Origin of the sequence: Aestuariivirga sp., assembly GCF_046294715.1 — a bacterium.
Classification (GTDB): Bacteria; Pseudomonadota; Alphaproteobacteria; order Rhizobiales; family Aestuariivirgaceae; genus Aestuariivirga.
The window spans coordinates 14456-40980 of the sequence record NZ_JBKBKI010000017.1 but is presented as its reverse complement, the minus strand read 5'-3'; the positions used below and the strand labels follow the sequence as shown (position 1 = coordinate 40980).

22 protein-coding genes are annotated in these 26525 nt (G+C 66.4%); 11 read left to right on the top strand and 11 right to left on the bottom strand.

Annotation, left to right across the window (positions count from 1 at the left end):
* On the bottom strand, window positions 1-448 hold a 448-nt coding region (locus ACK4HL_RS12645; RefSeq protein WP_409760824.1), incomplete at its 3' end, for a chromate transporter.
* 22 nt (window positions 449-470) lie between these two features.
* On the opposite strand from ACK4HL_RS12645, the gene ACK4HL_RS12640 reads away from it, so the two are divergent.
* Window positions 471-3908, top strand: a complete 3438-nt coding sequence (locus tag ACK4HL_RS12640) for an indolepyruvate ferredoxin oxidoreductase family protein (protein WP_409760822.1) — start codon at window positions 471-473, stop codon at window positions 3906-3908.
* Here the strand turns inward: ACK4HL_RS12640 and ACK4HL_RS12635 are convergent, their stop codons facing one another.
* Window positions 3909-4823 (bottom strand): arginase family protein, encoded by a 915-nt coding sequence (locus ACK4HL_RS12635; protein WP_409760820.1) that lies wholly within the window; start codon window positions 4821-4823, stop codon window positions 3909-3911.
* A gap of 20 nt (window positions 4824-4843) precedes the next feature.
* Complete coding sequence (locus tag ACK4HL_RS12630) at window positions 4844-5797, bottom strand: sensor histidine kinase (protein ID WP_409760818.1); 954 nt, start codon at window positions 5795-5797, stop codon at window positions 4844-4846.
* Window positions 5798-5952: 155 nt separating this feature from the next.
* Between ACK4HL_RS12630 and hemH the strand changes: the two genes are divergently transcribed.
* The 3 genes from hemH to ACK4HL_RS12615 all read left to right on the top strand — a co-directional run bounded on the left by hemH (window position 5953) and on the right by ACK4HL_RS12615 (window position 8500).
* A complete protein-coding gene (gene hemH / locus ACK4HL_RS12625) occupies window positions 5953-6975 on the top strand; it encodes a ferrochelatase (protein ID WP_409760816.1) in 1023 nt (340 codons plus the stop codon).
* A gap of 75 nt (window positions 6976-7050) precedes the next feature.
* Window positions 7051-8037: an SPFH domain-containing protein gene (locus ACK4HL_RS12620; RefSeq protein ID WP_409760814.1), complete on the top strand. Its 987-nt coding sequence runs from the start codon at window positions 7051-7053 to the stop codon at window positions 8035-8037.
* Window positions 8038-8053: 16 nt separating this feature from the next.
* Window positions 8054-8500, top strand: coding sequence for an NfeD family protein (locus tag ACK4HL_RS12615; protein WP_409760812.1), 447 nt, complete (start codon window positions 8054-8056; stop codon window positions 8498-8500).
* Between the two features lie 10 nt (window positions 8501-8510).
* Here the strand turns inward: ACK4HL_RS12615 and ACK4HL_RS12610 are convergent, their stop codons facing one another.
* The gene (locus ACK4HL_RS12610) at window positions 8511-9515 is read right to left on the bottom strand and encodes an SIS domain-containing protein (protein ID WP_409760810.1); all 1005 of its coding nucleotides are present in this window, start codon (window positions 9513-9515) and stop codon (window positions 8511-8513) included.
* Between the two features lie 106 nt (window positions 9516-9621).
* On the opposite strand from ACK4HL_RS12610, the gene ACK4HL_RS12605 reads away from it, so the two are divergent.
* Window positions 9622-10809 (top strand): outer membrane beta-barrel protein, encoded by a 1188-nt coding sequence (locus ACK4HL_RS12605; RefSeq protein ID WP_409760808.1) that lies wholly within the window; start codon window positions 9622-9624, stop codon window positions 10807-10809.
* Here ACK4HL_RS12605 and galU read toward each other — a convergent pair.
* The gene (galU, locus tag ACK4HL_RS12600) at window positions 10806-11699 is read right to left on the bottom strand and encodes a UTP--glucose-1-phosphate uridylyltransferase GalU (protein WP_409760806.1); all 894 of its coding nucleotides are present in this window, start codon (window positions 11697-11699) and stop codon (window positions 10806-10808) included. The genes ACK4HL_RS12605 and galU overlap by 4 nt on opposite strands.
* A gap of 108 nt (window positions 11700-11807) precedes the next feature.
* On the opposite strand from galU, the gene galE reads away from it, so the two are divergent.
* The 3 genes from galE (at window position 11808) to ACK4HL_RS12585 (ending at window position 15136) form a co-directional block, all read left to right on the top strand.
* Window positions 11808-12797 (top strand): UDP-glucose 4-epimerase GalE, encoded by a 990-nt coding sequence (gene galE, locus ACK4HL_RS12595; RefSeq protein ID WP_409760804.1) that lies wholly within the window; start codon window positions 11808-11810, stop codon window positions 12795-12797.
* A gap of 87 nt (window positions 12798-12884) precedes the next feature.
* Complete coding sequence (locus ACK4HL_RS12590) at window positions 12885-14084, top strand: lytic murein transglycosylase (RefSeq protein ID WP_409760802.1); 1200 nt, start codon at window positions 12885-12887, stop codon at window positions 14082-14084.
* On the top strand, window positions 14084-15136 hold the full coding sequence (locus ACK4HL_RS12585) for a GDSL-type esterase/lipase family protein (protein WP_409760800.1): 1053 nt from the start codon (window positions 14084-14086) through the stop codon (window positions 15134-15136). The genes ACK4HL_RS12590 and ACK4HL_RS12585 overlap by 1 nt, the downstream gene beginning before the upstream one ends.
* An 18-nt stretch (window positions 15137-15154) precedes the next feature.
* Here the strand turns inward: ACK4HL_RS12585 and lgt are convergent, their stop codons facing one another.
* From lgt to gltB, 3 genes are all read right to left on the bottom strand, one after another.
* Entirely contained in the window at window positions 15155-16063 is a 909-nt protein-coding gene (gene lgt, locus ACK4HL_RS12580) for a prolipoprotein diacylglyceryl transferase (protein WP_409760798.1), read from the bottom strand.
* A gap of 66 nt (window positions 16064-16129) precedes the next feature.
* Entirely contained in the window at window positions 16130-17548 is a 1419-nt protein-coding gene (locus ACK4HL_RS12575; RefSeq protein WP_409760796.1) for a glutamate synthase subunit beta, read from the bottom strand.
* Window position 17549: 1 nt separating this feature from the next.
* Window positions 17550-22223, bottom strand: a complete 4674-nt coding sequence (gltB, locus tag ACK4HL_RS12570; protein WP_409760794.1) for a glutamate synthase large subunit — start codon at window positions 22221-22223, stop codon at window positions 17550-17552.
* Window positions 22224-22610: 387 nt separating this feature from the next.
* On the opposite strand from gltB, the gene ACK4HL_RS12565 reads away from it, so the two are divergent.
* A complete protein-coding gene (locus ACK4HL_RS12565) occupies window positions 22611-23066 on the top strand; it encodes a GNAT family N-acetyltransferase (protein WP_409760792.1) in 456 nt (151 codons plus the stop codon).
* A gap of 17 nt (window positions 23067-23083) precedes the next feature.
* Here the strand turns inward: ACK4HL_RS12565 and ACK4HL_RS12560 are convergent, their stop codons facing one another.
* The 3 genes from ACK4HL_RS12560 to ACK4HL_RS12550 are packed head-to-tail and all read right to left on the bottom strand — an operon-like array spanning window position 23084 to window position 24555.
* Window positions 23084-23875, bottom strand: a complete 792-nt coding sequence (locus tag ACK4HL_RS12560) for a sulfite exporter TauE/SafE family protein (RefSeq protein WP_409760790.1) — start codon at window positions 23873-23875, stop codon at window positions 23084-23086.
* Between the two features lie 43 nt (window positions 23876-23918).
* A complete protein-coding gene (locus ACK4HL_RS12555; protein WP_409760788.1) occupies window positions 23919-24224 on the bottom strand; it encodes a rhodanese-like domain-containing protein in 306 nt (101 codons plus the stop codon).
* A 16-nt stretch (window positions 24225-24240) separates the two neighbouring features.
* On the bottom strand, window positions 24241-24555 hold the full coding sequence (locus ACK4HL_RS12550) for an ArsR/SmtB family transcription factor (protein ID WP_409760786.1): 315 nt from the start codon (window positions 24553-24555) through the stop codon (window positions 24241-24243).
* A gap of 78 nt (window positions 24556-24633) precedes the next feature.
* Here ACK4HL_RS12550 and ACK4HL_RS12545 point away from each other — a divergent pair, with 78 nt between their 5' ends.
* Both ACK4HL_RS12545 and ACK4HL_RS12540 read left to right on the top strand, forming a co-directional pair.
* Window positions 24634-25503 carry an MBL fold metallo-hydrolase gene (locus ACK4HL_RS12545; RefSeq protein ID WP_409760784.1) on the top strand — a complete coding sequence of 290 codons (870 nt, stop codon included), beginning with the start codon at window positions 24634-24636 and terminating at the stop codon, window positions 25501-25503.
* Window positions 25504-25631: 128 nt separating this feature from the next.
* On the top strand, window positions 25632-26525 hold the full coding sequence (locus ACK4HL_RS12540) for a DMT family transporter (RefSeq protein WP_409760782.1): 894 nt from the start codon (window positions 25632-25634) through the stop codon (window positions 26523-26525).

The following is a 26525-nucleotide window of genomic DNA, read 5'->3' as shown; positions in this document are numbered from 1 at the left end:
AGTCGGCGCGGGTCTTCAGCGCGCGCCGGGCCACGCGGAGCAGGGCCTCGAGCACGATCGCCAGCACCGCCGCCTTGGTGCCGTAGAACAGCGCCTCGACAAGGGGCAGCCTGCCATAGGCCGCGTAAAGCATGCTGAGCGCCAGCACCACGGCGGCGCCGGGCAGCACGAAGAGGAGTCCCGCCGCGAGACCGCCTCTCGTGCCGTGGAGTTTCCACCCTGCGTAGGTGGCAAGCTGCATCGCCTCGGGGCCGGGCAGCAGCATGCAGAAATTGAGTGCGCTCAGGTAATCCTTTTCGGTGAGCCACTTCCGTTCCTCCACGATCTCGCGGTGCATCAGCGCGATCTGGCCCGCGGGCCCGCCGAAGGAGAGAAGCCCGATCCGGGCCCACACCTTCAGGGCTTCTCCGAATGTGACCGTTGCAGGGGAAGCGTTTTGATTGTCCATCTCTTTCAGTATAGTTGCGCCCATGTCCAAGTCGACCCACAGCCTTGCCGACCTCTATGACCTTTCGATCACGCGCCTGTTCCTGACCGGCCCGCAGGCGATCCTGCGCATGGTGCTGATGCAGTCTGAGGCGGACCGCCGCGCGGGGCTCGACACGGCGGGCTATGTGTCGGGCTATCGGGGCTCGCCTGTCGGCACGGTGGACAATCAGTTCCAGGCGGCGAAGCATGTACTGGCGCCCCGCAACATCGTGTTCCAGCCCGGCCTCAACGAGGATCTCGCCGCCACTGCCTGCTGGGGCACGCAGCAGGCCGAGATGCGCGGCGAGGGAAAGCACGATGGCGTGTTCGCCGTGTGGTACGGCAAGGGCCCGGGGGTAGACCGCACGGGCGACGTGTTCCGACATGCCAACATGGCAGGCACCTCGCCCCATGGCGGCGTTCTCGCCATCGCGGGCGACGATCATTCAGGCGAGTCGTCGACCGTCGTTCATGCCAGCGACGTGGCACTCATGGATGCGATGATCCCCGTGCTCTCGCCCGCCGGCGTGCAGGAGATCATCGATTTCGGTCTCCTGGGGTTTGCGCTCTCCCGCCATGCCGGCGTCTGGGCCGGGCTCAAGTGCGTGCATGACACGGTGGAATCCTCCGCTGTCGTCGAAGCCGGGCCTGACCGCGTGACGCCGGTTCTTCCCGTCGAGCCCCCGCCGCCGCCGGGCGGGCTCTCCATCCGCCCGAGCGATGACCGCTTCGCGCAGGAACAACGCCTGCACATGCACAAGATTGCAGCCGTGAGGGCGTTCACGCGCGCCAACGCCATCAACCGCATCGCGCTGCGCGGCGGCGATGCTCCGCGGCTCGGCATCGTCGCTGCCGGGAAAGCTTATCTCGACGTGCGGCAGGCCCTCGACGACCTCGGAATCGACGAGGCGAAGGCCGCCCGCCTCGGCGTCAGGCTCCTCAAGATCGGCATGGTCTGGCCGCTCGAACCCGCAATCGTCCGTGACTTCGCCGAGGGCCTCTCCACCATCCTGGTCGTCGAGGAAAAGCGCTCGCTCATCGAGGCGCAGATCAAGGACATTCTGTACACGGAGGAAGTCCGCCCCGCCGTCATCGGCAAGGCGGACGAGGAGGGCCGCACGCTGTTCGCGCCGCATGGCGTGCTGGAACCCAACGAGATCGCGCTCGCCATCGCGCGCCGCATCCAGGACCGCGCCACGGCGGATTGCGCCGCCGCCCTGCAGGATGGCGCCTCGGCGAGAAACCAGGCCGACCTCGTGGCGCGCGTGCCCTATTTCTGCGCCGGCTGTCCGCACAATTCCTCCACCGTGCTCCCCGAGGGGGCGCGCGGCTATGCCGGCATCGGCTGCCACTGGCTGGCGCAATTCGTGCCGGACCGCAAGACGGAGGGCGCCACCCACATGGGCGGCGAGGGTGCCAACTGGGTGGGCGAGGCGCCCTTCTCGACGCGCGGCCACGTGTTCCAGAACATGGGCGATGGCACCTACAACCATTCGGGCCTCATGGCGATCCGCCATGCCGTCGCCACCGGCACCACCATCACCTACAAGATCCTGTTCAACGACGCCGTCGCGATGACGGGCGGGCAGCGCAACGACGGCGGCCTCACGGTCGAGCAGATCGCCGCGCAGATGCGCGCGGTCGGAGTCGAGCGGATCGCGCTCGTCTCCGACGAGCCGGACAAGTATCCCTCGCGCGCCGCCTTCCCGCCTTTCACGAGCTTTCATCACCGCAGCGAACTGCAGGCCGTGCAGAGCGAGATGATGGGGGTGAAGGGTACCAGCGTCATCATCTATGACCAGACCTGTGCCGCCGAGAAGCGCCGCCGCCGCCGCAAGGGCGAGTTCCCGGACCCCGCCCGCCGCGTCTTCATCAACGAGCTCGTCTGCGAGGGCTGCGGCGATTGCGGCGTGCAGTCCAACTGCGTGGCGATCCAGCCGGTCGAGACCGAGTTCGGCAGAAAGCGCCGGATCGACCAATCGAGCTGCAACAAGGATTTCTCCTGCCTCAAGGGGTTCTGTCCCAGCTTCGTGACCGTGGAGGGTGGCGAACTGGTGAAGGGTGCGGGCGGTCCGGCGCTCGATTTCGACAAGGTTCCCTTTCCCCCCGTGCCCGAGCCGGAGCTTCCGGCCCTCGACAGGCCATGGAGCATTCTGGTCACCGGCATCGGCGGCACCGGCGTCGTCACCATCGGCCACATCCTCGGCATGGCCGCGCACATCGAGGGCAGGGGCGCGGCGCTGATCGACATGGTCGGCATCTCCCAGAAGAACGGCGCCGTCGTCACCCATCTCAAGATCGGGCACAAGCCGGAGGATATCTCGGCCGTGCGCGTGGCGCGCGGGGCCGCGGACCTCATCCTCGGATGCGACCTCGTCACCACCGCCTCCGAGCGCATCCTTTCCTCCGCCTCGCGCCGCAGGACGAAAGCCGTCGTCAACAGCCACGAGACCATGCCGGCGCAATTCACCCATGAGGCGGATTTCGACGTGCAGGGCGGCGCCCTTGCCTTGCGGATCGCCGCGGCGGTGTCGCCGGGCGGCCTCTCGGCCATCGATGCAACCATGATCGCGACGAGGCTCCTCGGCGATTCAATCGCCGCCAATCTCTTCACGCTGGGCTACGCCTGGCAGAAGGGCCTCGTTCCCGTTTCACGCGCCGCCATCGAGGAAGCCGTGAGGCTCAACGCTGTTTCGGTGAAGATGAACCTTGCCGCCTTCGCCTGGGGCCGCCGCGCCGCGGTGGACGAGCAGGCGGTGCGCACGGTGATCGGCGCGCGGGCGGAGAGGAAACCCGAGACCTTGGACGAGATCGTCGCCCGCCGCGCGGATTTCCTCACCGCCTATCAGGATCGGGCCTATGCCGAGAGCTACCGCGCTTTCGTCGCCAGGGTGCGCGCCGTGTCGGAGCCCCTCGCATTCGCGGTGGCGAAGAACATGTTCAGGCTGATGGCCTACAAGGACGAATACGAGGTGGCGCGGCTCTACACGGACGGCAGCTTCGCGCAAAGCCTCGCCCAGCAGTTCAAGGGCGATTTCAAGCTGAAATTCCATCTCGCCCCGCCGATCCTCGGCCGTGTCGATCCCGTCTCCGGCAAGCCGGTGAAGACGGAATTCGGGCCCTGGATGATGGGTGCCTTCCGGCTTCTCGCCCGGATGAGGCGGCTGCGCGGCACCGCCTTCGACGTGTTCGGCCGCACCGCCGAGCGCCGCATGGAGCGCCGGCTCATCGCCGATTACCGGGCGATGATCGAGGGTCTTCTTCCGGTACTCGCGCCGGCGAGGCTGGAGACGGCGCTGGCGCTGGCGGAACTCCCCGGCACGATCCGCGGCTTCGGCCATGTGAAGGAGGCGAACCTGGCCAAGGCGAAGCTGCGCGAGGCCGAGCTCCTCGCCGCCTTCCGCGGCAGCGCCCCCGCGATGAAGGCCGCGGCGGAGTGATCACGCCCGCTTTTCGATCCGCGCGATCACGTGGGCGGCGATCCGCGCCGCGGTGAAGGCGGCGGTTCCCGCGGGGTCGCGCCCCTGCACGAATTCCACCATCGCGAAGCCGGCGATCCGCGCCCTGGCCGCAACGCCCGCGATCAGGTCCGTCACCTGGGTGTAGTCGAGCCCGCCGGGCGTCGGATAGGCCACCGCCGGCATCAGGCTCGCGTCGAGGGCATCGCAGTCGAGCGAGATCACGCAGTCGCAATCCTCCGGGATGTGCGAGAGCACCGCCTGGACGCCCGCATGGTGAATCTCCCGCGCCGTGACGATGTGCGCGCCCCAGTTCAGCGCATCGCGGAGTTCTCCCTCGCGCGCACTGCCGAGCCCCCTTATGCCGGCCTGCACGATGCGCCACACATGCCCGTGCTCGGAGGCCCGCCGCATGGTGGAGGAAAATCCCATGGTCTCGCCGTGCCGCTCGTCGCGCCAGTCGATATGGGCATCGATCTGCAGGATCACGATCGGCGGCTGGTTCGAATAGGCGGCGATGAAGGGAATGGGAACCGAGTCGTCGCCGCCGAACATGATGGGCACCGCGTTGGCCTCGAGGATGCGCCGCGTCGTCTCCTCGATGAGCCTGCGGTTTCCGGGCCCGTCCTTGGCTCGCCCCGGGAGGTTTCCAAGGTCGCAGACGGGAAGTCCGTGCCTGAGGAGCGGCCCGCCGAGGTCGAAGTCCCAGTGGTCGAGCCAGGCGCTGTCTTCAGCGAGGGCGTTGCGGAAGGCATCGGGTGCCGCCCGGTAGATGCGGTGGTCGATGCCGGGGTAGGGCGTGCCATAGGGCGCCCCGAAGATCGCCGCCGCATAGCCTTCGGGGCCCGGCGCGGCGGTGGCCCCCATGAAGGGCAGAAAACTGGCGGAAGCTGGCATCGTCCTCGTCGGTTCCTCTCTCAGGCGGCGCGGGTCTGGCGATCGCCGCCCGGCGCCGCCCAGGTGAGGCGATGCGCGGGAAGCACGAGCCGGGCCACCGTCCCGAGGCCGGAGGCGCTGTCGACCGTCACGTCGCCAGAATGGAGCAGCGCCACGCGCCTGGCAATCGGCAGCGCGAAGCCGTTCAGTCCCTCGCGCCCGAGCTGCGGCTCGAACAGCCTCTCCTTCTCCGCCGTCAGCGCACGTCCGCCCCGGTTCGTCACCGAGACGGCAAGTTCCCCGCCGGCGAGCTTCATCAGGCGGAGCTCGATGACCGCCCCCGGTGCCGCGGCTGACACCTGCCAGAGCACGAGGCTTGCGATGGCCTGCCGGATACGGCCGGCATCGCAGCAGAGCTCAGCGCCCTCTAGAAGTGTCGCAACGATCACCACATCCGCCTTCTCGGCGGTATCGCGGCAGAGGCCGAGGGCGGTTTCGACCAGTTCCGCCGCCTCGACCTGCTGCTCGAGCAGCTGCAGCCGCCCGCGCTCGTAGCGGGCATAATCGTGAAGCTGGGCCGCGAAGGCCGCGAGGCTCCGGCTGTTTTCCAGGATGAAGCGGCAGGAATTGCGAAACTCCGGATCCTCATGCGCCGGCCCCCTGCGCGCGCACAGAAGCTCCGAGAAGCCGATGATGGTGCTGACGGAATTCTTCAGTTCCCCGGCCACGCCTTCGATCAGGCGGAGGGTCGGCGTATCCGAAGCCCTCGCCGGAAGGGCGCCGGGAGTACCGCTTGCGGCTGCCGGGGCAGGCGGGGTTTCATCTCCCGCACCGCGCAACATCACCGCCGCGGCGGCAGTCCCCGCCCCGAGGAGGACGAGGCAGGCGATGAGCACGCCCCCCAGAACGTCGAACGCGGCGAGGAATGTCGCAAGGGAAACGATCAGGCACAGGAAGGCCGTGCCCGAGGTGAGCGCCACTACCAGGACGGTCATCGCGGGAAACATCCCCGGCCGCTGCCCGATCACACAAGCCCCCGCTGGCCAAACAATTGTGAGGGATTATGATCTTCTGGCCTTTTCAAGCCGTTAACGGCAAAGTGACGGCAACTGCCACCCCCCTCGGCTGAAGAAAACGGTTCCATCTTCCCATGAATGTACTCCCTCCGGGGCACCCCCCGTTCCAGGTCGGCAAGATCGGCGTGCTGCTGATCAATCTCGGCACGCCAGAGGCGACCTCCTACTGGCCCATGCGCCGCTACCTGAAGGAATTCCTGTCCGATCGCCGGGTGATCGAGGTCAACCCCGCCCTGTGGTGGGTCCTGCTCAACGGCGTCATCCTGTCGACGCGCCCGAAGAAGAGCGGGCATGCCTATGAGCAGATCTGGAACCGGGAACTGAACGAGTCCCCTCTCAAGACCATCACCCGCTCGCAGGCCCGGAAACTCGCCGCAGAACTGGCTGACCTTCCGCAGGTGATCGTCGACTGGGGCATGCGGTACGGCCTTCCGCCCGTGGGCGAGCGGATCAAGGCGCTGAAGGAACAGGGCTGCGACCGCATCCTTCTGTTTCCCCTTTATCCGCAATACAGCGCCTCGACCACAGCAACCGCGCTCGACAAGGCCTACGACGCGCTGAAGACCATGCGCTGGCAGCCGGCGATCCGCACGGTGCCGCCCTATTTCGACGATCCCGCCCATGTCGAGGCGCTGGCCCTGTCGCTCGAGCAGCACATCACGACGCTCGAGTGGGAGCCGGATGTGATCCTCGCTTCCTTCCACGGCCTGCCGAAGGACTATTTCATGGCGGGCGACCCCTATCACTGCCACTGCATGAAAACGGCCCGCCTGCTGCGGGAGCGGTTGAAACTGCCGCCGGAAAAACTGCAGGTCGTGTTCCAGTCGCGCTTCGGCAAGGCGGAATGGCTTCAGCCCTACGCCCAGCAGACGGTGGAAGGCCTGCCGGCCAAGGGCGTGAAGAACCTTCTGATGATCACGCCGGGCTTCGCGTCGGATTGCGTCGAGACGCTGGAAGAGGTGGCGATCGGCCTCAGGGAGACGTTCCTGGAGGCTGGCGGCGAGAAGTTCTCAGTCGTGCCCTGCCTCAATGATTCAGACAATTCGATAACCATGCTGGAGAAACTCGTCCGCCGGGAGCTTCAGGGCTGGCTCTGAACCGCTTGCAGTTGCAGCCGTGCCGGGCCATTTTGTGCCCGCCGCGCGGGTGGCGCGCGTCGGGGAGGGTCGGCGATGCTTGAAGCACTGGGTTTTGAGGGCTTGGGGGTTTTCGTTCTCGTCATCGTTGCGGTGGTGATCTTCTACCTGCTGCGCGCCATCCGCATGGTGCCGCAGGGCTACAATTACACCGTCGAACGCTTCGGCAAATACGTGCGCACGCTGCCGCCCGGCCTCGGGCTCATCGTTCCGTTCATCGACCGCGTCGGCGCCAAGCAGAACATGATGGAGCAGGTGCTGGACATCCCCTCCCAGGAGGTCATCACCCGCGACAACGCCATGGTGAAGGTCGACGGCGTCACCTTCTTCCAGATCGTTGATGCGCCGCGCGCCACCTATGAGGTGCGTGATCTCAACTACGCCATCACCAATCTCGTGATGACCAACATCCGCACCGTCATGGGCTCGATGGACCTCGACAGCCTCCTCTCGCAGCGCGACGAGATCAATCTCCGGCTGCTCAACGTCGTCGACCAGGCGACCCAGCCCTGGGGCGTGAAGATGAACCGCATCGAGATCAAGGACATAGCGCCCCCGCGCGATCTCGTGGAATCCATGGCCCGGCAGATGAAGGCCGAGCGCGACAAGCGTGCAGCCATCCTGGAGGCGGAAGGCCTGCGGGCCGCCGCCATCCTCAAGGCGGAGGGCGAGAAGCAGTCGGTGGTGCTGGAGGCCGAGGGCCGGCGCGAGGCGGCCTTCCGCGACGCCGAGGCGCGCGAGCGATTTGCCGAGGCCGAAGCCAAGGCCACGCAGATGGTCTCTGAGGCAATTGCCGCGGGCGATGTCCAGGCGATCAACTATTTCGTCGCTAACAACTACATCAAGGCGCTGGAGCGGCTCGCCGCCTCGCCGAACCAGAAGGTGCTGATGCTCCCCGTCGAGGCCTCTTCCGTCATCGGCTCGATCGCCGGCATTTCGGAGATCGCGCGCGAGGCCTTCGGCGGCCAGCCGCCTTCACCGCCCCGGCGCGGCAGCGTGCCGGCCACCGGCCCGAGCAGCTGAGCGGGCGAGGCGCACCGTGGATCAGGTCTTTCCCCTTCTCGGCCATTGGGTGTGGTTCGTCGCGGCGGGCATCCTGCTGATGCTCGAACTGATCTCACCCGGCGTGTTCTTCATCTGGCTCGCCGTTGCCGCGGGCCTCACGGGACTTGCCGATACGCTGTTCGGCATGCCGTGGCAGGCAGAGTTGCTGGTGTTCGCGCTGCTGTCGGTCGCCGCGGTGTTCGGCGGGCGGCGCTTCTACAAGGGACCCGGCATGGAGCCCGAGGACAACCCTTTCCTCAACCGCCGCCAGATGAGCTATGTCGGCCGCAGCTTCACGCTGAGAGAGCCGATCGTCGACGGTCGTGGCCGCCTCACCATCGAGGACACGGTGTGGGAAATCGAGGGCCCCGACCTCGCCGCCGGAGCCCGCGTGAAGGTGACGGCCGTGCGCGACATGAGCCTGATCGTGACGCCGCTCTGAGGCCCGGGCTTCAGATCAGCCCGATCCGCAGCAAGTCGTGGATGTGGACGAGGCCCACCGGGCGGCGCTCCGCATCGATGACGAAGAGGCTGGTGATCTTCAGCGAGTTCAGCTGTTCCAGGGCCTCGGAGGCGAGGGCGTCCGGCCCGATCGTCTTCGGCGCATGCGTCATCACCTTGCCCACCGAGAGGTCGAGCAAGCCCGGCGTCATGTTGCGGCGGAGATCGCCGTCGGTGACGATGCCGATGAGCCGGTCTTCGCCGTCCACGACGCCGAGGCAACCATAGCTGCGCCTCGTCATCAGGATCAGCGCGTCCGACATGGCGAGCGTCTCGGGGCCGAGCGGCAGTTCCTCCCGTCTGTGCATGATGTCGCGCACGTGCTTCAGCTGTGCCCCAAGCTTGCCGCCCGGGTGGAACTTGCGGAAGTCGTGCGCGCTGAAGCCCTTGTCCTCGAGCAGCGCCATGGCCAACGCATCGCCGAGGGCGAGCTGCAGCAGCGTCGAGGTGGTGGGAGCAAGCCCGTTGGGGCAGGCCTCCTTCGCCCGCGGCAGGGGCAGCACGATGTCGGCGCCCTTGCCCAGCGTGCTGTCGGGCACCGAGGTGATGGCGATGAGCGGCACCGCGAAGCGGCGCGAATAGGTGAGGATGTCGCGGAGCTCGGGCGATTCGCCCGAGTTCGAGATCGCGACCACCACGTCCTCCGCCGTGATCATGCCGAGGTCGCCGTGGCTCGCCTCCGCCGGATGCACGAAGCTCGCCGGCGTTCCGGTGGAAGCCAGCGTCGCGGCGATCTTGCGCGCGATGTGGCCGCTCTTGCCCATGCCCGTCATGACGACGCGGCCCCGCGCGTTGCGGATCGTCTCAACCGATTGCGCGAAGGCATCGCCCAGCGCTCCGTCGAGGGCCGAGATCAGCTGTTGCATGCCTTCGGTTTCGGTGACGAGGGCGCGGCGGGCGGAGGCGCGCCATTGCGCGCCGAGGGGGACGGGAGTGAGGGCAGGGCGATTTGGCATGACGGTCTCATAGGCGTTTTCGCGCCGCTTCGCAAAGCGAACGGCGTCAATCGCTCGTTAACCATGTCAGCCTAGCCTGCAACCCGGAGGTGAGATGGTTTCCCGAATGAAACGCGGCTCGCTGCAGGCCGCCGTCATGTCCGCCGCCCTGATGGCCGGAGCATGCGGGGCATTTGCCCAGGAGCCCCCGCAACTCAGGGGACCGGCGGACGAGGGCGGGGGGCTGGCAATCGGTGGCCTCAGACTGCATCCCGCACTGGGGATCGAGGCCCTTCACTCGAGCAATCCCGAACAGAGCCCGTCCGACCCGCAGGCCGCCCTGGGCCTCAGGCTGCGTCCGGCGCTTGCCGTCGAAAGCGAATGGGTCAGGCACGCCTTCACCGCCGGTGTTGCCGGAGATTTCACCCGCTATCCGCAGGGCGGCAGCACGCGCGAACAGTCGCTCGCAGCCGATGCCCGGCTGCGGCTCGACGTGAGGCGCAGCACCGCACTCGCTGTGGAGGCCTCCTACCTCACCGATACGCCGCCGGACGAGGGCGATGTCGAGCATACGGTCCAGGGCAGGCTGGGGCTCAGCCATGATCTCGGCGTCACCGCCGTGAAGCTCGAGGCCGGGGTGCTGCGCCAGACGTATGCCGATGAGGAGGACGCGGGGGACGATGCCGGAGACCGAGACTATGTCGAGCCCGTGCTCTCGCTCCGCGTGAGGCACGGATCGGGCATGCTGCGGCCCTTCATCGAGGGGGAGGTTGCGCCGCGCTGGCACGACGAGCCGGTCGATCCCGCAGGCTACCATCGCGATTCGCAGGGCTATGCCGTGACGGGCGGTTTCGAGATCGCCGCAGACCCGGTCTGGAGCGGCGAACTGGGACTAACCTGGCTTCATCGCCGCTACCAGGATCAGCAACTCGGCTCGGCGAGCGCCCTGGGCCTCGCCGGAGCCGTCGCCTGGAGCCCCACGGAACTCACGCGCATCATGATCACGGCCGCCACCGCCATCGATGATGAGGACCAGGAAGCGGGCGAGGGTGGCAATCCCGTCTGGACGGCGGGAATCGAAGCCAGCCACGGGCTGCGGGAGAACCTGGCGGTGGACGCCAGCCTCTCCCTCGAGATCGACGGCCGGGGCTCCGCCGCCGACCTCACCTATGAGGGTGGAGTCGAGATGACGTGGAAGCTCAATCCGCTGCTCGCCTGGACGGCGGGATATGATCTGACCTGGCTCGATGCTGCCATGTCTGAGGAGAGCTATGTCGAGCACCGCCTCTCCGCCGGCGTGGTTCTCAGCCGCTAGATCTCCTCATGTCCCGAAAGGATCTTGCGCAATGCCTCCCGGAAGCCGGGGGCGATGTCCGGGCGGTCGAGGGCCAGCGCCACATTCGCCGCGAGGAATCCCACCTTGTCGCCGCAGTCATAGGTCGTGCCGCGATATCTGAGGCCGTGGAACGGCTGCTGCGCCATCAGCCGGATCATCGCGTCGGTGATCTGGATCTCGCCACCCGCACCCGGTTCCTGCCGCTCGATCTCGGCGAAGATTTCGGGCTGCAGGATGTAGCGTCCCGATATGATGAGGTTGGAGGGCGCGTCCTCGCGCCGCTTCGGTTTCTCCACCATGCCGGTGATGCTGAAGGCGTTGTCCTGCCAGTCCGTTGCGCCGACGACGCCGTAGCGGCTCACCTGGTCCCAAGGAACCTCCTCCACCGCCACCACGTTTCCGCCGCCATGCGTCTCGTAGACATCCATCATCTGGCGCAGGCATCCCGGGCTCGCATGCATCACCATGTCCGGCAGCAGCAGTGCGAACGGCTCGTTGCCGACGATCTGCCTGGCGCACCAGACGGCGTGGCCGAGGCCCAGGGGCTCCTGCTGGCGGGTGAAACTCGCCTGGCCGGCCCTCGGCAGGCCCTTCGCGAGGAGGTCGAGCTCGGCTGTCTTGCCCCTGCGTTCGAGTGTCGCCTCGAGTTCGAACTGCTTGTCGAAATGGTCCTCGATGGCGGCCTTGTTGCGCCCCGTGACGAAGACGAAATGCTCGATTCCCGCCTCCCGGGCCTCGTCCACCGCGATCTGGATCACCGGCCGGTCGACGACGGTGAGCATTTCCTTCGGCACCGCCTTGGTGGCCGGCAGGAATCGCGTGCCGAGTCCCGCCACGGGAAACACCGCTGTCTTGATCGGACGGACCATGTATTCACCTCTTCATAAACCTGGTTGCTGCCGCCGCCCCGGAGATTAGACGGGATTGGGGATTTTGCAGTAACGAAACGATCGGCATGTAAGCGACTGGAGATATCGATGACAACTCTCGTGACGGGCGGCGCCGGCTACATCGGCAGCCACATGGTTCTGGCGCTGACGGACATGGGCGAGGACGTGGTCGTGCTCGACAATCTCTCGACCGGCTACTGGTGGGCGGTTTCGCCGCAGGCCAGGCTCGTCGAGGGGGACATCGGCGATGAAGCCCTGCTCGAGCGGTTGATGGCCGAGCATCGCTTCGACGCCATCGTGCACTTCGCCGGCTCGATCGTGGTGCCGGATTCGATGCGCGATCCCTTGGGCTATTACCTCAACAACACTGTCAAGTCGCGCATGCTCATGGCTGCGGCGGTCAAGGCCGGCGTGCCGCGCTTCATCTTCTCCTCGACCGCGGCCGTCTACGGCAACACCACCTCGCAGCCCGTCTTCGAGGATGCAGGGCCTGCCCCCATCTCGCCCTATGGCTCGTCGAAGCTCATGACCGAGTGGATGCTGCGTGACGTCAACGCCGCCCACGGCATGCAGTACATCGCGCTTCGCTATTTCAACGTGGCAGGAGCCGATCCCCAGGGCCGCATCGGCCAGTCGACGCCGCGCGCCACCCACCTGATCAAGGTCGCCTGCCAGACGGCATTGGGCCAGCGCGACCACCTCGACGTCTATGGCACCGACTATCCGACGCCGGACGGCACCTGCCTGCGCGACTACATCCATGTGAGCGACCTGATCCAGGCCCATATCGATGCGCTTTCCCATCTCCGCCGCGGCGGCGAGAGCGGCATCTTCAACTGCGGCTACGGCAAGGGCTATTCCGTGCTCGAGGTGATCAAGGCGGTGGAGCGCGTGAACGGCGCGGCACTCCCCGTGCAGTATGCGCCGCGCCGCGAGGGCGATCCGGCGGCGATCGTCGCCGGCGCCAGCCGCGTGCGCGAAGTGCTGGGCTGGCAGCCCCGGCACGAGAACCTCGATTTCATCGTGGAGACGGCGCTCGCCTGGGAGCGCAAGCTCGCCCAGCGCAACGCCGCCTGAACCCTGCCCATGCCCGATTGAGGCCGCATTTGGCGGTTCAAAGGCTTCCCTGTTAGACTGACGGTCAATGCCGCCAATGGGGAAGCCATGAACAGACGCCAGTTCGCCATGCTGCTCGCGCTTGCGCCTCTGTCAGCGCTTCCGGCGCGGGCGGACGCCAAGTTCCAGGCCTTCATCGAGAACACCCTGTGGCCGCGCCTCAAGAAGGCGGGGATTTCGCGCGAGCTCTTCGAGGCAGGCTTCAGCGGCATCACCGAGCCCGATCCTGCCGTGCTGAAGCTCGCCGCCAACCAGCCGGAATTCACCTCCACGACCTCGGCCTATCTCGCCAAGGCGGTGACCCCCATTCGCATCGAGACCGGCAAGGCGAAAAAGGCCGAAGAGGCGAAGCTGCTCTCCGCCATCGAAAGCAGGTATGGCGTCGACCGCCACATCCTGCTCGGCATCTGGGGCATGGAGTCGAATTTCGGCAAGGACAAGGGCTCGATGAGCGTCGTCCGCTCGCTGGCGACGCTCGCCTATTCGGGGCGCCGCAAGGCCTATGGCAACGAGCAGCTCATCGCCGCCTTCAAGATCCTGAAGCGCGGCATCGTCAAGCCTTCGAACTTCACCGGCTCCTGGGCGGCAGCCATGGGCCACACCCAGTTCATTCCCACGTCCTATCTCTCATTCGCCGTTGACTGGACGGGCGACGGCAAGAAGGACATCTGGAACTCGAAGCAGGATGCGCTGGCCTCGACCGCCAACTACCTCGCCAAGGCCGGCTGGAAATCCGACAGGCCCTGGGGCTGGGAGGTGACGCTGCCCAAGGACTTCAACATGGCGCTCGTCGGCCGCGACCATTGGCGCACCGTGGCAGCCTGGCGGAAGCTCGGCGTCGAGCGTGCCGACGGCGGCAAGTTCGGGGCCCCCCAGGCCGACGCCTTCGTGATGGTGCCGCAGGGCGCCAACGGGCCTCGCTTCCTGGTGACGCGGAACTTCCTCGCCATCATGGATTATAACATCTCGCATTCCTATGCGCTGGCGGTGGGCCATCTGGCGGACCGCATCCGGGGCATGGGGCCCATCCTCGCCGCCTGGCCAGACGCCGAGTTCGACCTGAGCTTCGAGCAGCGGGTGGACCTGCAAAGGCGCCTCACTGCCCTGGGCTTCGTAACCGGCGGCACGGATGGCCGCTTCGGCGCCCGCACCTACGAGGCGATCATCGCCTACCAGCAGAGCGCCGGGCTGCCGCTCGACGGCCGCCCCTCGCTGAAGCTCCTCCAGCACATCAAGAAGAACGGCTGATGCGGGGACTGGCGCTTCTCCTCCTCGCGTTCCTTGCTGCGGCCCCCGCCCGGGCGCAGTCGACGGAGGCGCCGGTGATGGGCACGTCATCGGACGCCGGAACAGCCGAGGAGGCGCAACCGCAGACGACGCGCATCCTCGTCATCGGCGATGCCATTGGCGGCGGCCTCGGCGCCGGCCTCACCCGCGTGGCGGAGGCGCGGGGCGATTATGAGGTGGCCCTACGCTTCAACGAGGAATCGGGCCTCGCACGCCCCGAGGTCTATGACTGGGTGGCGACCGTCCCCAAGGTTCTTGAAAGCAGCGAATACGACGTGATCGTGGTGCTGGTGGGCGCCAATGACCGCCAGACCATCCGCTCCGGCAACATGCGCTATGCCTTCAACAGCGAAGGATGGGTCGCGGCCTACAGGGCGCAGGTCGACCAGCTTCTGGACGAGCTCTCCGCCTCTGGCGCCCGGGTCTTCTGGGTGGGCCTGCCGCCCATGGCGGACCCGGATTATGACGCCGCGATGCAGGCGATCACCGCCCTCCAGCGCGAGCGCGTCGAGGCGCGCGGCATGACCTTCATCGACATGCGCCCCGTCCTCACCGCCGACGGCGGAAGCTATACTGACACCGGCCCGGACGACACCGGCACCGTCACGAAGCTCCGCGGAAGAGACGGCATTTCCTTCTTCAAGGCCGGCAACAACCTCATGGGCGCCCAGGTCCTCGCAGCGATCGAGTCCGGCCCGGCCGCAAGCCCGGAGCAGGGGACGGCCCCCGTGGCCGCAAGCCAGGGCGCCGAGCCCGCGGAAGAGACATCGCCCGTTCCGCTCTTCGGCCAGGTCCTGATGAATGGCGAGGTGTATACGGCGGCGCCCGAGGGGGTGACTGCCAATGCCGTGATCCTGGCAGGAGGCGGGCTCTCGAGCGAGGCCGCGCTCCGGACGCTCCGCGACGTCGCGCCGGAGGGGAGCGCCGCCGCCAGGCTCTTCAGGCAGGGTGATGCGGGAAGGGCTCCGGCCGGCCGCGCCGATGATTTCTCGCTTCCCCCGCCGCCACCCTGAGGGGGGAAGGCGGGACACTCACTCGAATGAGGCTCCGCTCCGCTTCAGCGCGATATATTCCCTGGTCCAGCTCGTGGGGATCGTCAGTGGCAGCAGGATCAGGGCGAGCAGCACGAGCGCGGCAACGGGCGGAATGCGCCCGTCGTCCTTCGGCACCGCAGGCGCAGCAGAAGGTGTTCTGGCCACGCAGAGGTGGAACATCAGGATGCCGGCGAGCGCCATGGCGAGGTTGAACCATTGTCCGGGGCCGATCCCGCCCAGCGAGGACTCATAGTCGCGGAACTGGTCGATGAGGAAGCGAAGCCCGCCATAGGCCGCGAGGAAGATCGCTGTCGCCGCGCCCTGGCCGGGCGGCCAGCGCTTGAGGCTCAGCACCAGAACCGGAACCAGCAGCAGGTTCTTGGCGCCGTCGTAGAGCGAAACTGGATGCCGGAAGCCCTCGACGTCCGGCAGCTTCACGCCCCAGGGCATGCTCGTCACCGTTCCGATGACGCCGCCCTCGATGAAGTTTCCGATGCGGCCGACGCCGAAGATGAAGGCCGCCGCCACCACGAGCACGTCCAGGATTTTGAGGAGCGGCGTCCGCGTCCAGAGCGACGCCACCAGCGCGGCGAGGGCGGAGCCCGCCAGCAGCCCGTGGCTCGCCATGCCGCCCACCCAGACCTGCGGAATCTGCTCCTTGTGGGTCTCGTACCACGGCCATTCATAGACGATCACGTCGAAGACCCGACCGCAGGCCAGCACCAGCACCACGAAGATCAGGCTGACATGCACCACCTGCGCGCCGCTCCAGCCAAGAAGGGCGCGCTTCCGCCAAAGCCACAGCACCATGAAGGCGAAGCCGAAACTGTAGGCGAAGCCGTACCAGTAGACGGAAAATCCGGCGATGGTGAACATCGCGGGATCGAAGTCGACGACGTAGCCCATGGGTTGCTCCCTCGCATCCTGCCAAGCACGTCCAAACCGGCCTTTTCTTGCTCTTGGTGGAGGAGGTCAGCGCGGCAGCGTCGTCTCGCCCATCAGGAACTCGTCCACCGCGCGCGCCGCCTGGCGCCCCTCGCGGATCGCCCAGACGACGAGCGACTGCCCGCGGCGCATGTCGCCAGCCGAGAACACCTTCGGCACCGAGGTCTTGTAGTTCGCCAAATTGGCTTCGACATTGCCGCGCGGATCGAGCTTCACGCCGAGTGAGGCCAGCATACCCTCATGCACCGGGTGGACGAAGCCCATGGCCAGCAGCACGAGATCGGCCTTGAGCTCGAAATCGGAGCCGGGGATTTCCTTCATCGCCGCATCGACCTTCACGCAATGAAGCTTCCGCACTTCGCCGTTCTCGCCCGAGAAGGCCTTGGTCATCACCGAGAAGTCGCGTTCGGCGCCCTCCATGTGGGAGGACGAGGTGCGCAGCTTCAAGGGCCAGTTCGGCCAGGTGAGCAGCTTGTTCTCCTTCTCCGGGGGTTTCGGCATCACCTCAAGCTGCGTCACCGAAAGCGCGCCCTGGCGCACCGAGGTGCCGATGCAGTCCGAACCCGTGTCGCCGCCGCCGATGACGACGACATGCTTCTCCGCCGCAAGGATCGGGCGGTTGTCGAGCGGCGGCTCCTTCGAGACGCGGCGGTTCTGCTGCGGCAGGAACTCCATGGCGAAATGGATGCCGGCGAGGTCACGCCCCGGGATCGGCAGGTCGCGCGGCTTCTCGGCACCGCCCGAGAGGATCACCGCGTCGAAGCTGTCGATCAGCTGCTGGGCGTCCTGCGTCACGCCGATGTGCGTGCCGAAATGGAATGTGACGCCCTCCGCCTCCATCTGCGCGATGCGGCGGTCGATCAGGTGCTTCTCCATCTTGAAGTCGGGAATGCCGTAGCGCAGCAAGCCGCCGGCCTTGGCGTTCTTCTCGAACACGTGCACGCTGTGACCGGCGCGCGCCAGCTGCTGGGCGGCAGCGAGTCCTGCCGGGCCCGACCCGATGACGGCCACCTTCTTTCCCGTCCTGTCGCGGAAGGCTTCGGGCTTGAGCCAGCCATTCTCCCATGCCTTGTCGACGATCGCGCATTCGATCGTCTTGATGGTGACCGGCGTGTCCTCGAGGTTCAGCGTGCAGGAGGCCTCGCAGGGGGCAGGGCAGACGCGGCCCGTGAACTCCGGAAAATTGTTGGTGGAGTGCAGATTGCGCGAAGCCTCTTCCCAGTCACCCAGATAGACGAGATCGTTCCAGTCCGGGATCTGGTTATTGACCGGGCAGCCATTGTGGCAGAACGGAATGCCGCAATTCATGCAGCGCGCGGCCTGCGATTTCACCGCCTCTTCCGAGAGCGGAATGACGAACTCCTTGTAGTGACGGATGCGGTCCGCCGCCGGCGTGTAGGTCCGGTCCTGCCGCTCGATCTCGAGGAAACCCGTTACCTTTCCCATCTCATGCGCTCCTCTTGACGCCGATCGTCATGCCGTCGCTGGTCTGCTGGGCCTTCTCCAGTTCCTGGAGGGCGCGGGCATATTCGACCGGCATCACCTTCACGAATTTCGGGAGATAGGACGCCCAGTCCTCGAGAATCGTCCTCGCCCGCGACGACCCGGTGTATTTCATGTGCCGCGTGAGGAGTTCCCGCACGCGCTCCGCATCGCGCCGGTCCATCTGCGAGGTCACGTCGACGAGGCCGTGATTGTGGAGGTCCGCAACGGAATGATGCAGCTTCTCGAGAGTGGCCTCCTCCGCCGGGATCGGCTGCAGGTCCACCATGGCCAGGTTGCAGCGCTTGGCGAAGTCGCCCGCCTCGTCCAGCACATAGGCGACGCCGCCAGACATGCCGGCCGCGAAGTTGCGGCCCGTCTCGCCGATCACCAGCACGCAGCCCCCCGTCATGTATTCGCAGCCGTGGTCGCCCACGCCTTCGACGACGGCCACGGCGCCCGAGTTCCTGACCGCGAAGCGCTCGCCCGCGACGCCGCGGAAGTAGCACTCGCCGGTGATCGCGCCATAGAGCACCGTGTTGCCCACGATGATGGACTTCTCCGGCACGAAGCCGATCTTCCCGTGCGGCCTCACGATGAGCTTGCCGCCCGAGAGGCCCTTGCCGACATAGTCGTTGGCCTCGCCCGTCAGCTCCAGCGTCACGCCATGCGCCGCCCAGGCGCCGAAGCTCTGGCCGGCGATGCCGGTGAGCCTTACGGTGATCGTGTCCTCGGGCAGTCCCGCATGGCCGTAACGCTTGGCGACTTCGCCCGAGAGCATGGCGCCGGCCGTCCGGTCGTAATTGTGGATCTCCGCCTCGATGGTGACGGGCTTGCCCTCCGCGAGAGCGGGGCCGGCCTCGGCGATCAGCTTGCGGTCGAGGATCCTGTCGATGCCGTGGTCCTGTGCCGAAACCCTTCGCGTGGCGACGGGGCCGACGACGTCCGGCCTGGCGAAGATCTTCGAGAAGTCGAGGCCTTTCGCCTTCCAGTGGGCGATGGCCTGCGCCTGGTCGAGCCAGGCCGTCTCGCCGATAAGCTCATCATAGCGACTGACGCCCATCTCGGCCATGATCTCGCGCACTTCTTCCGCAACGAAGAAGAAATAGTTGATCACGTGCTCCGGCTGGCCCTTGAAGCGCTTCCTGAGTTCCGGGTCCTGCGTCGCCACCCCCACCGGGCAGGTGTTGAGATGGCACTTGCGCATCATGATGCAGCCTGCGGCGATCAGGGGTGCCGTGGCGAAGCCGATCTCGTCGGCGCCGAGCAATGCTGCGATCACCACGTCGCGGCCCGTGCGAATGCCGCCGTCGGCCTGCACCGCGATGCGGCCGCGGAGGTCGTTCGCCACCAGCGTCTGCTGCGTCTCGGCAAGCCCGATCTCCCAGGGGAGGCCCGCGTGCTTGATGGAGGTCAGCGGCGAGGCGCCCGTGCCGCCCTCGTAGCCCGAGATCGTCACGTGGTCGGCATGCGCCTTGGAAACGCCCGCAGCCACCGTGCCGACACCCACCTCGGAGACGAGTTTCACCGAAACCTGTCCCGCCGGGTTCACGTTCTTCAGGTCGAAGATGAGCTGCGCGAGGTCTTCGATCGAGTAGATGTCGTGGTGCGGCGGCGGCGAGATGAGGCCCACGCCCGGCGTCGAGTGGCGCACCTTTGCGATGGTGGCGTCCACCTTGTGGCCGGGAAGCTGGCCTCCCTCACCGGGCTTCGCCCCCTGCGCCATCTTGATCTGCATCATGTCGGAGTTGACCAGATATTCCGCCGTGACGCCGAAGCGGCCCGAAGCCACCTGCTTGATGGCCGAGCGCATGGAATCGCCGTTGGCGAGCGGCTTGAAACGGTCCGCCTCCTCGCCGCCCTCGCCCGTGTTGGACTTGCCGCCGATGCGGTTCATGGCGATGGCGAGCGTCGTGTGCGCCTCGCGGCTGATCGAACCGAAGGACATGGCCCCGGTGGAGAAGCGCTTCACGATCGCCGTGGCCGGTTCCACCTCGGAAATGTCGATGGGCTTGCGGCCGCGCTCTTCGGCCGTCCTGATGCGGAACAACCCGCGCATCGTCTTCAGCCGCTCGGACTGCTCGTTCACCAGCTTGGCGAAGGCCTGGTACTTGTCCTTGGCGTTGCCGCGCACGGCGTGCTGCAGGTTGGAGATCGTCTCGGCGTTCCACACATGTGCCTCGCCGCGGGTGCGCTGGGCATAGTCGCCGCCCACGTCGAGCGCCGCCCGGAACACCGGGTTCTCGCCGAAGGCGTTCTCGTGGCGGCGGAAGGCTTCCTCCGCGATCTCGAGCAGGCCCACGCCCTCGATCTGCGTCGCCGTGCCGGTGAAATACTTCTTCACGAAATCGGAGGAGAGGCCCACCGCGTCGAAGATCTGCGCCCCGCAATAGGACTGGTAGGTCGAGATGCCCATCTTGGACATCACCTTGAGAATGCCCTTGTCGATGGCCTTGATATAGCGCTTGACCGCCTCGTAGGCGCTGATCTTCTCCTCGAGCGTGGGGAGCATGTCCTCCAGCGTCTCGAAGGCGAGATAGGGGTTGATCGCTTCCGCGCCATAGCCCGCCAGCGCGCAGAACTGGTGCACCTCGCGCGCCTCGCCCGTCTCCACGACGAGCCCCACCGAGGTGCGCAGGCCCTTGCGGATCAAATGATGGTGCGTGGCGGAGGTGGCGAGCAGCGCCGGGATCGGCACGCGCTCGGCGGAGACCGCGCGGTCGGACAGGATGATGATGTTGTAGCCGTCCTTCACCGCCCGCTCCGCCAGCGCGCAGACGGAGTCGAGGGCGGCCTCCATGTATTCATGTCCGTTCGCCACGTCGTACGTGATGTCGATGGTGGCGGTGCGGAACGGGTTGTCGGCGACGGCACCGATGGTGCGGATGCGCTCCAGTTCCTCGTTGGTCAGGATCGGCTGCGACACCTCGAGGCGCATGTGCGTCGAGGTGCCCTTGAGGTCCAGAAGGTTGGGCCGCGGCCCGATGAACGAGACGAGCGACATCACCAGCTCCTCGCGGATCGGGTCGATGGGCGGGTTCGTCACCTGCGCGAAGTTCTGCTTGAAATAGGTGTCGAGCAGCTTGGGCCGGTCGGAGAGCGCGGAGATCGGCGCGTCGTTGCCCATCGAACCCACGGCCTCCTGGCCCGTCTGGGCCATCGGAGCCATGAGGATCTTCAGGTCCTCCTGCGTGTAGCCGAAGGCCTGCTGCCGGTCGAGCAGCGCCACGGTCGACTTCGCGCGCCTCGTCTTCGAGGCCGGCAGGTCCTTCAGCACGATCTGCGTGCGCTTCAGCCACTCCTTGTAGGGGTGGGCGGTGGAGAGCTGCCTCTTGAGCTCGTCATCCGAGATGATGCGGCCCTCTTCGAGGTCGATCAGCAGCATCTTGCCGGGCTGCAGGCGCCACTTGTGGGTGATGTGCTCTTCCGCGAACTGCAGGCAGCCCATTTCGGAAGCGAGCAGGATGTGCCCGTCGTCGCTCGTCATGTAGCGCGAGGGGCGAAGCCCGTTGCGGTCGAGCGTGGCGCCGATCATTCGGCCGTCGGTGAACACCATGGCAGCCGGGCCGTCCCACGGCTCCATCAGGGCCGCGTGGTATTCGTAGAAGGCGCGGCGGTCTTCGTCCATCAGCGGGTTGCCCGCCCAGGCCTCGGGGATCAGCATCATCATCGCATGGGGCAGGGAGTAGCCGCCCATGGTGAGGAATTCGAGCGCGTTGTCGAAGCAGGCCGTGTCGGACTGGCCTTCATAGGAGATCGGCCAGAGTTTCGAGAGGTCCTCGCCGATGACGTCGGAACGCATGTTCGCCTGGCGCGCGGCCATCCAGTTGTAGTTGCCGCGAACCGTGTTGATCTCGCCGTTGTGGCAGATGAAGCGGTAGGGGTGCGCGAGCGGCCAGGAAGGGAAGGTGTTGGTCGAGAAGCGCTGGTGCACCATGGCGAATGCGCTCTCGACGCGGGCGTCCTCGAGGTCGCGGTAATAGGCGCCGAGCTCCTTGCCCAGCACCAGGCCCTTGTAGACGAGGGTGCGGGCGGAAACCGAAACGGGATAATAGGTCCTGGCGCGCTGTCCCAGCACTTCCAGCACGCGGTTCGAGACGACCTTGCGGCAGACGAAGAGCTTCCGCTCGAAATGCGCCTCGTCGCGGATCGTCGGGCCGCGCCCGATGAACACCTGGCGGTGCACGGGCTCGGTGCCCTTCACCGAATATCCGAGCACCGAAGGATCGACCGGCACGTCGCGCCAGCCCAGCACCTTGAGGCCTTCCTCGCGCGTCGTCTCCCACCAGATGCGCTCGATGTCCTGGCGGTAGATCGGCTCGCGCGGCATGAACAGCTGGCCCACGCCGTAATGTCCGGGCCCGGGCAGCTCGAAGCCGATCCGCTTGGCCTCTTCCGCGAAGAAGCCGTGCGGAATCTGCAGCATGAGGCCGGCGCCGTCGCCGGCCTTGGGGTCGGCGCCGACGGCACCACGGTGCTCGAGGTTCTTGAGGATCGAGAGCCCGTCCGCGATCATGCGGTGGCTTTTCCTGTTGTGGATGTTGGCGATGAGGCCGATGCCGCAGGCATCGTGTTCGTTGCGCGGGTCATAGAGACCGTGGCGCCCGGGAAGTCCCTCTGGCCGGTACTCGATGTTCATGGCCAACTCCTTGCTTCTTCCTCGTCTCATCTTACCTCACCAAGGCCGTTATTGAACCCGGGTGGTGCCGTTCTCTTGGGGTGCTGGAGGGCCGATCTTTTGGGGTGGGAGCCTTCGGGTGGCTCCCGGACCCGTTCGGGCGATCGGACTCCCGGGCACCCTTTGCCCTGAGCCTGCCCTTTATTTGCGTTTGCGGAGCGCCGATCGGGGCATGCACGCGGCGTCCACGGCCGGTTTGGCCGTCGTGTTCAGGGTCCTGGTGGTCGTATTCCGGAACATCCGGGTCCACTTGCCTTGATTGACACCGCGAAAGGACAGTGACACTGTCCTATCTTCTTATGGCAGATTGAGCGGCGTTGCGCAAGAAAGGATTTGAGGGAGCTTCGCATGGACATTCGCAGGGGCGATCTTTCGGACGAGCGCATCGTCGGCCTTTTGCGCCATCACTTCCAGAAGTGTCACGAGGTGACGCCACCCGGCAGCGCCCATGTGTTCGACGTTTCGCGCCTTAGGGAGCCGGAGATCGATTTCTGGGCCGCCTGGGAGGGCGAGGTCCTGCTCGGCGTCGGCGCCATGAAGCCGCTCGACGCGACACATGGCGAAGTGAAGTCGATGCACACAACGGAAGCGGCCCGGCGGCGCGGCGTGGCAAGCGCCATCCTCGCGCATATCATCGAGAGGTCGCGGGCGAGGGGCCTCACCCGGCTCAGCCTCGAAACCGGTTCCTTCGCCTATTTCGCCCCGGCGGTCGCCCTCTACAAGGCTCAGGGCTTCACCGAGTGCCCGCCGTTCGGCGATTACCGCCCCGACCCGAACAGCGTGTTTCTGACGCGGGAACTCTGAAGCTTCCTCGCTGCAGGCTATGCGAACAGCGGCGAGAGGCCCTTCCACAGCACGAAGAGCCCGATCAGGATCACGAAGCCGGCGAACACCATGGCGAGCCGGCCCTTTGCCTTGGCGAGGCGCCGCCCCGCGAAGCTGCCGATCAGTCCTCCCAGCACGCCACCGGCGATGAAGAACGCCGCGATGCGCCAGTCGACGAGCCCTGCCCAGGAATAATTCGCCGCGGTGGTGGCGCCGAAGGCGGTGACGGCGACCAGCGATGTGCCGATGGCATTGGCGATCGGCATTCCCGTTGCCAGCATCAGCCCCGGCACGATGAGAAAGCCGCCGCCGATGCCGAAGAAGCCCGAGAGTGCGCCGACGGCAAATCCGATGATGAGGAGCAGCGGCAGCAGCCGCGGCGCCGTGCCGAGGCTCAGCCGCACGTCCGGGTTTCCTTCCGCATCCTTCTTCAGGAGCATCACGGTTCCGATGACGAGCATCAGGAGCCCGAACATCCACAGCAGGTGCTGGCCCGGAACCCTCATGGCGAGGCTCGAGCCCGCGAAGGCGCCGGCGATCCCCGCCGCCGAGAAGCTCACCGCGCAGGGCCATTTCACCGTGCCCGCCCTGGCGTGGTTCACGAGATTGGCAAGTGCGGAGAGGGAAACGGCGATGGCGCTGGTGCCGAGCGCCACGTGCGTGGAGCCCACGCCCACCGCATAGAGCAGGAGCGGCACCGCGATGATCGAGCCGCCGCCGCCCACCAGCCCCAGCACGAAACCCACGAGGCTGCCGGAAAGAATCGAAAGGAGATCCTGGGCACTCATGGAAATGGCGGCCCTCCGCATGCGGCCCGCGTCAGCGGTCCGGTCAGCCCCGCTTCACCGGCAGTCCGGCGGCCTTCCACGCCTCGATGCCGCCGTCCAGGATGTAGGCTTCGGCCTCGCTGCAATCGGCCAGCGCGCGGGCGTTCATGCGCGTGCGCGCACCCGACTTGCAGAAGAACACGAGCTTGGTTCCGCCGATCGCACCCCGGCCGAGACGGGAGAGCGGAGCATTGCGGGAACCTGGGATGTTCTCGGCTACGTGCTCATAGGCTTCACGGACGTCGATGAGGACCGCGCCTTCGTCGACGAGTTTTTTCGCCTCGGAGGGCGTGATGTGCTTGAGCGGCATTGATGCTGTTCCTGATCTAGCAATAGACTGTCTTGAGGGTCGCCAGGAGCTGGCGCACCCTGGGGTCCAGCACGTGATAGAAGATCTGCTGCGCATCGCGCCGGAAACCAACGATCTTCTCCTCCCGCATCTTGGCGAGGTGCTGGGAGAGGGCGGACTGGCTGAGCCCAACCTGCGCGGTGAGCGCCATCACGCTCATCTCGCCATGTTCGAGGAGCTTGCACAGGATCATCAGCCGCTTCTCGTTGCCGAGCGACTTCAGCATGGCCGCGGCCTCCGCCGCCTTCTCCTCGAAGCCGGCCAGGCTGGTATCGAGCAGCGCCTTGTCCATGAGACCTCCCTTTTAGGTATTGCTAATTTAGAGTTATCTAATATATTGTCAAGTGAATAAGAACAGAGAGGAGCCACCATGCCCAAGCCCATCATCCATGCCTTCTTCGACGAGCCCACCAACACGGTGAGCTACCTGGTGGCGGATCCGGAGACGAAGCAGGCCGCCGTCGTCGACCCGGTGCTCGATTACGATCACAAGTCCGGCAAGGCCAACGTGAAATCGGCCGACGAGATCCTCAAGCGGGCGGAGGAGGAAGGCTTCTCGATCACGCTGGTGCTCGAAACCCATGTTCATGCCGATCACCTGTCGGGCGCTCCCTACATCAAGCTCAAGACGGGCGCGAAGGTCGCCATCGGCGAGCGCATCAAGGAGGTGCAGAAGATCTTCCGGCCGGTCTTCAACGCCATGGACGTTTCTGGCGAAGGCTCCGAGTTCGACATCCTGTTCAAGGACGGCGACCGTTTCTCGATCGGCAAGCTCCAGGGCGAGGTGATCGCCACGCCGGGCCACACCCCCGCCTGCATTTCCTACAAGATCGAGGATGCCGTCTTCGTCGGCGACACGCTGTTCATGCCGGATTACGGCACGGCCCGGGCTGATTTCCCGGGCGGCGACGCCCGCGCCCTCTACCGCTCGATCCGCCGCCTCCTTTCGCTGCCGCGCGAGACGCGGCTCTTCATGTGTCACGACTATCTCCCCAAGGAAGGGCGCAAGCACTACGCCTGGGAGACGACCGTGGGCGATGAGCGCGACCGCAACGTGCATGTGCATGAGGGCGTCTCGGAGGAGGATTTCGTCACGATGCGCACCACCCGCGATGCGACGCTCTCAGCGCCCGCACTCCTCATGCCCTCGATCCAGGTGAACATGCGCGCCGGCCAGCTTCCCCCGGCGGACCCCAACGGCGTCCACTATCTCCGCGTGCCGATCACGCTTACGGCCTGAGGTGTCTTCCCTCCCCAGGGGGGAGGGAACACAGCGCGATCCGGAATGGGCGCATGCGCGGAATCCGCTGCGCCCTCGGCGGTTTTCCACTATTCTCCGCCGCCGGATTCGTTTTTCTCCAGGATTCCATGCCCATTTCCCAGAACCTCCGCGGCATCGGTGCCATTCTCCTTGCCACCGGCACCTTCGTGGCCAACGACACCTGCATGAAGCTGGCGCTCTCCGACGCGCCGCCGTTCCAGGTGCTGGTGATGCGCGGCATCGGTGCCTGCCTGTGGTGCATCCCCTTGCTCTTCGCCATGGGCCTCTTTCGCGACATCCCCAAGGCCTTCCAGCCCTGGGTGCTGCTCCGTTCCTTCACGGAGGTCTTCGCCATCCTGAGCTTCATCACGGCACTGGGCCACATGCCGATCGCCGACGTCACCGCCATCGCCCAGATCGCGCCCCTCGTCGTGCTGCTCGGCATGTGGCTGTTCTTCGGCGAGAGGGTGGGGGGCTTCAGGCTCGCTCTGGTGGGCCTCGGCATCACCGGCGCGCTCATGGTGGCCCAACCGGGCGGCGAAACCGCCTCGCCCTTCGCCATCTTCGGCTTCTTCACGGCGGTGGGCGCGGCCTTCCGCGACATCCTTTCGCGCAAGGTCCCGGCAGCGACGCCCGCCCTCGTCGTCACCTTCTCGACGATCTTCATCGTGATGGTGAGCGCGCTCGTCATGTCCGCGTTTTTCGAAAGTCCTGTCCCGCCGACATTCCGCCATGCCTGGCTGATGCTGATCGCCGGATTCTTCCTGATGTGCGGGCACTCCTTCGTCTTCATCGCCTACCGCATCGCACCGGCGCGGGTCGTGGCGCCGTTCAACTATTCCTTCATGATCTGGGCGGGCCTCTCGGGTCTCCTCGTCTTCGACGAGATTCCCGATGCACTGGCCGTCTCGGGCATGGTGCTGATCATGGCCGCGGGCCTCGCCGTGGTCCTGCTCGAGGGACGCACCCGCCAGGGCGTCCCGGCTCCGGCGAAGGGCTGA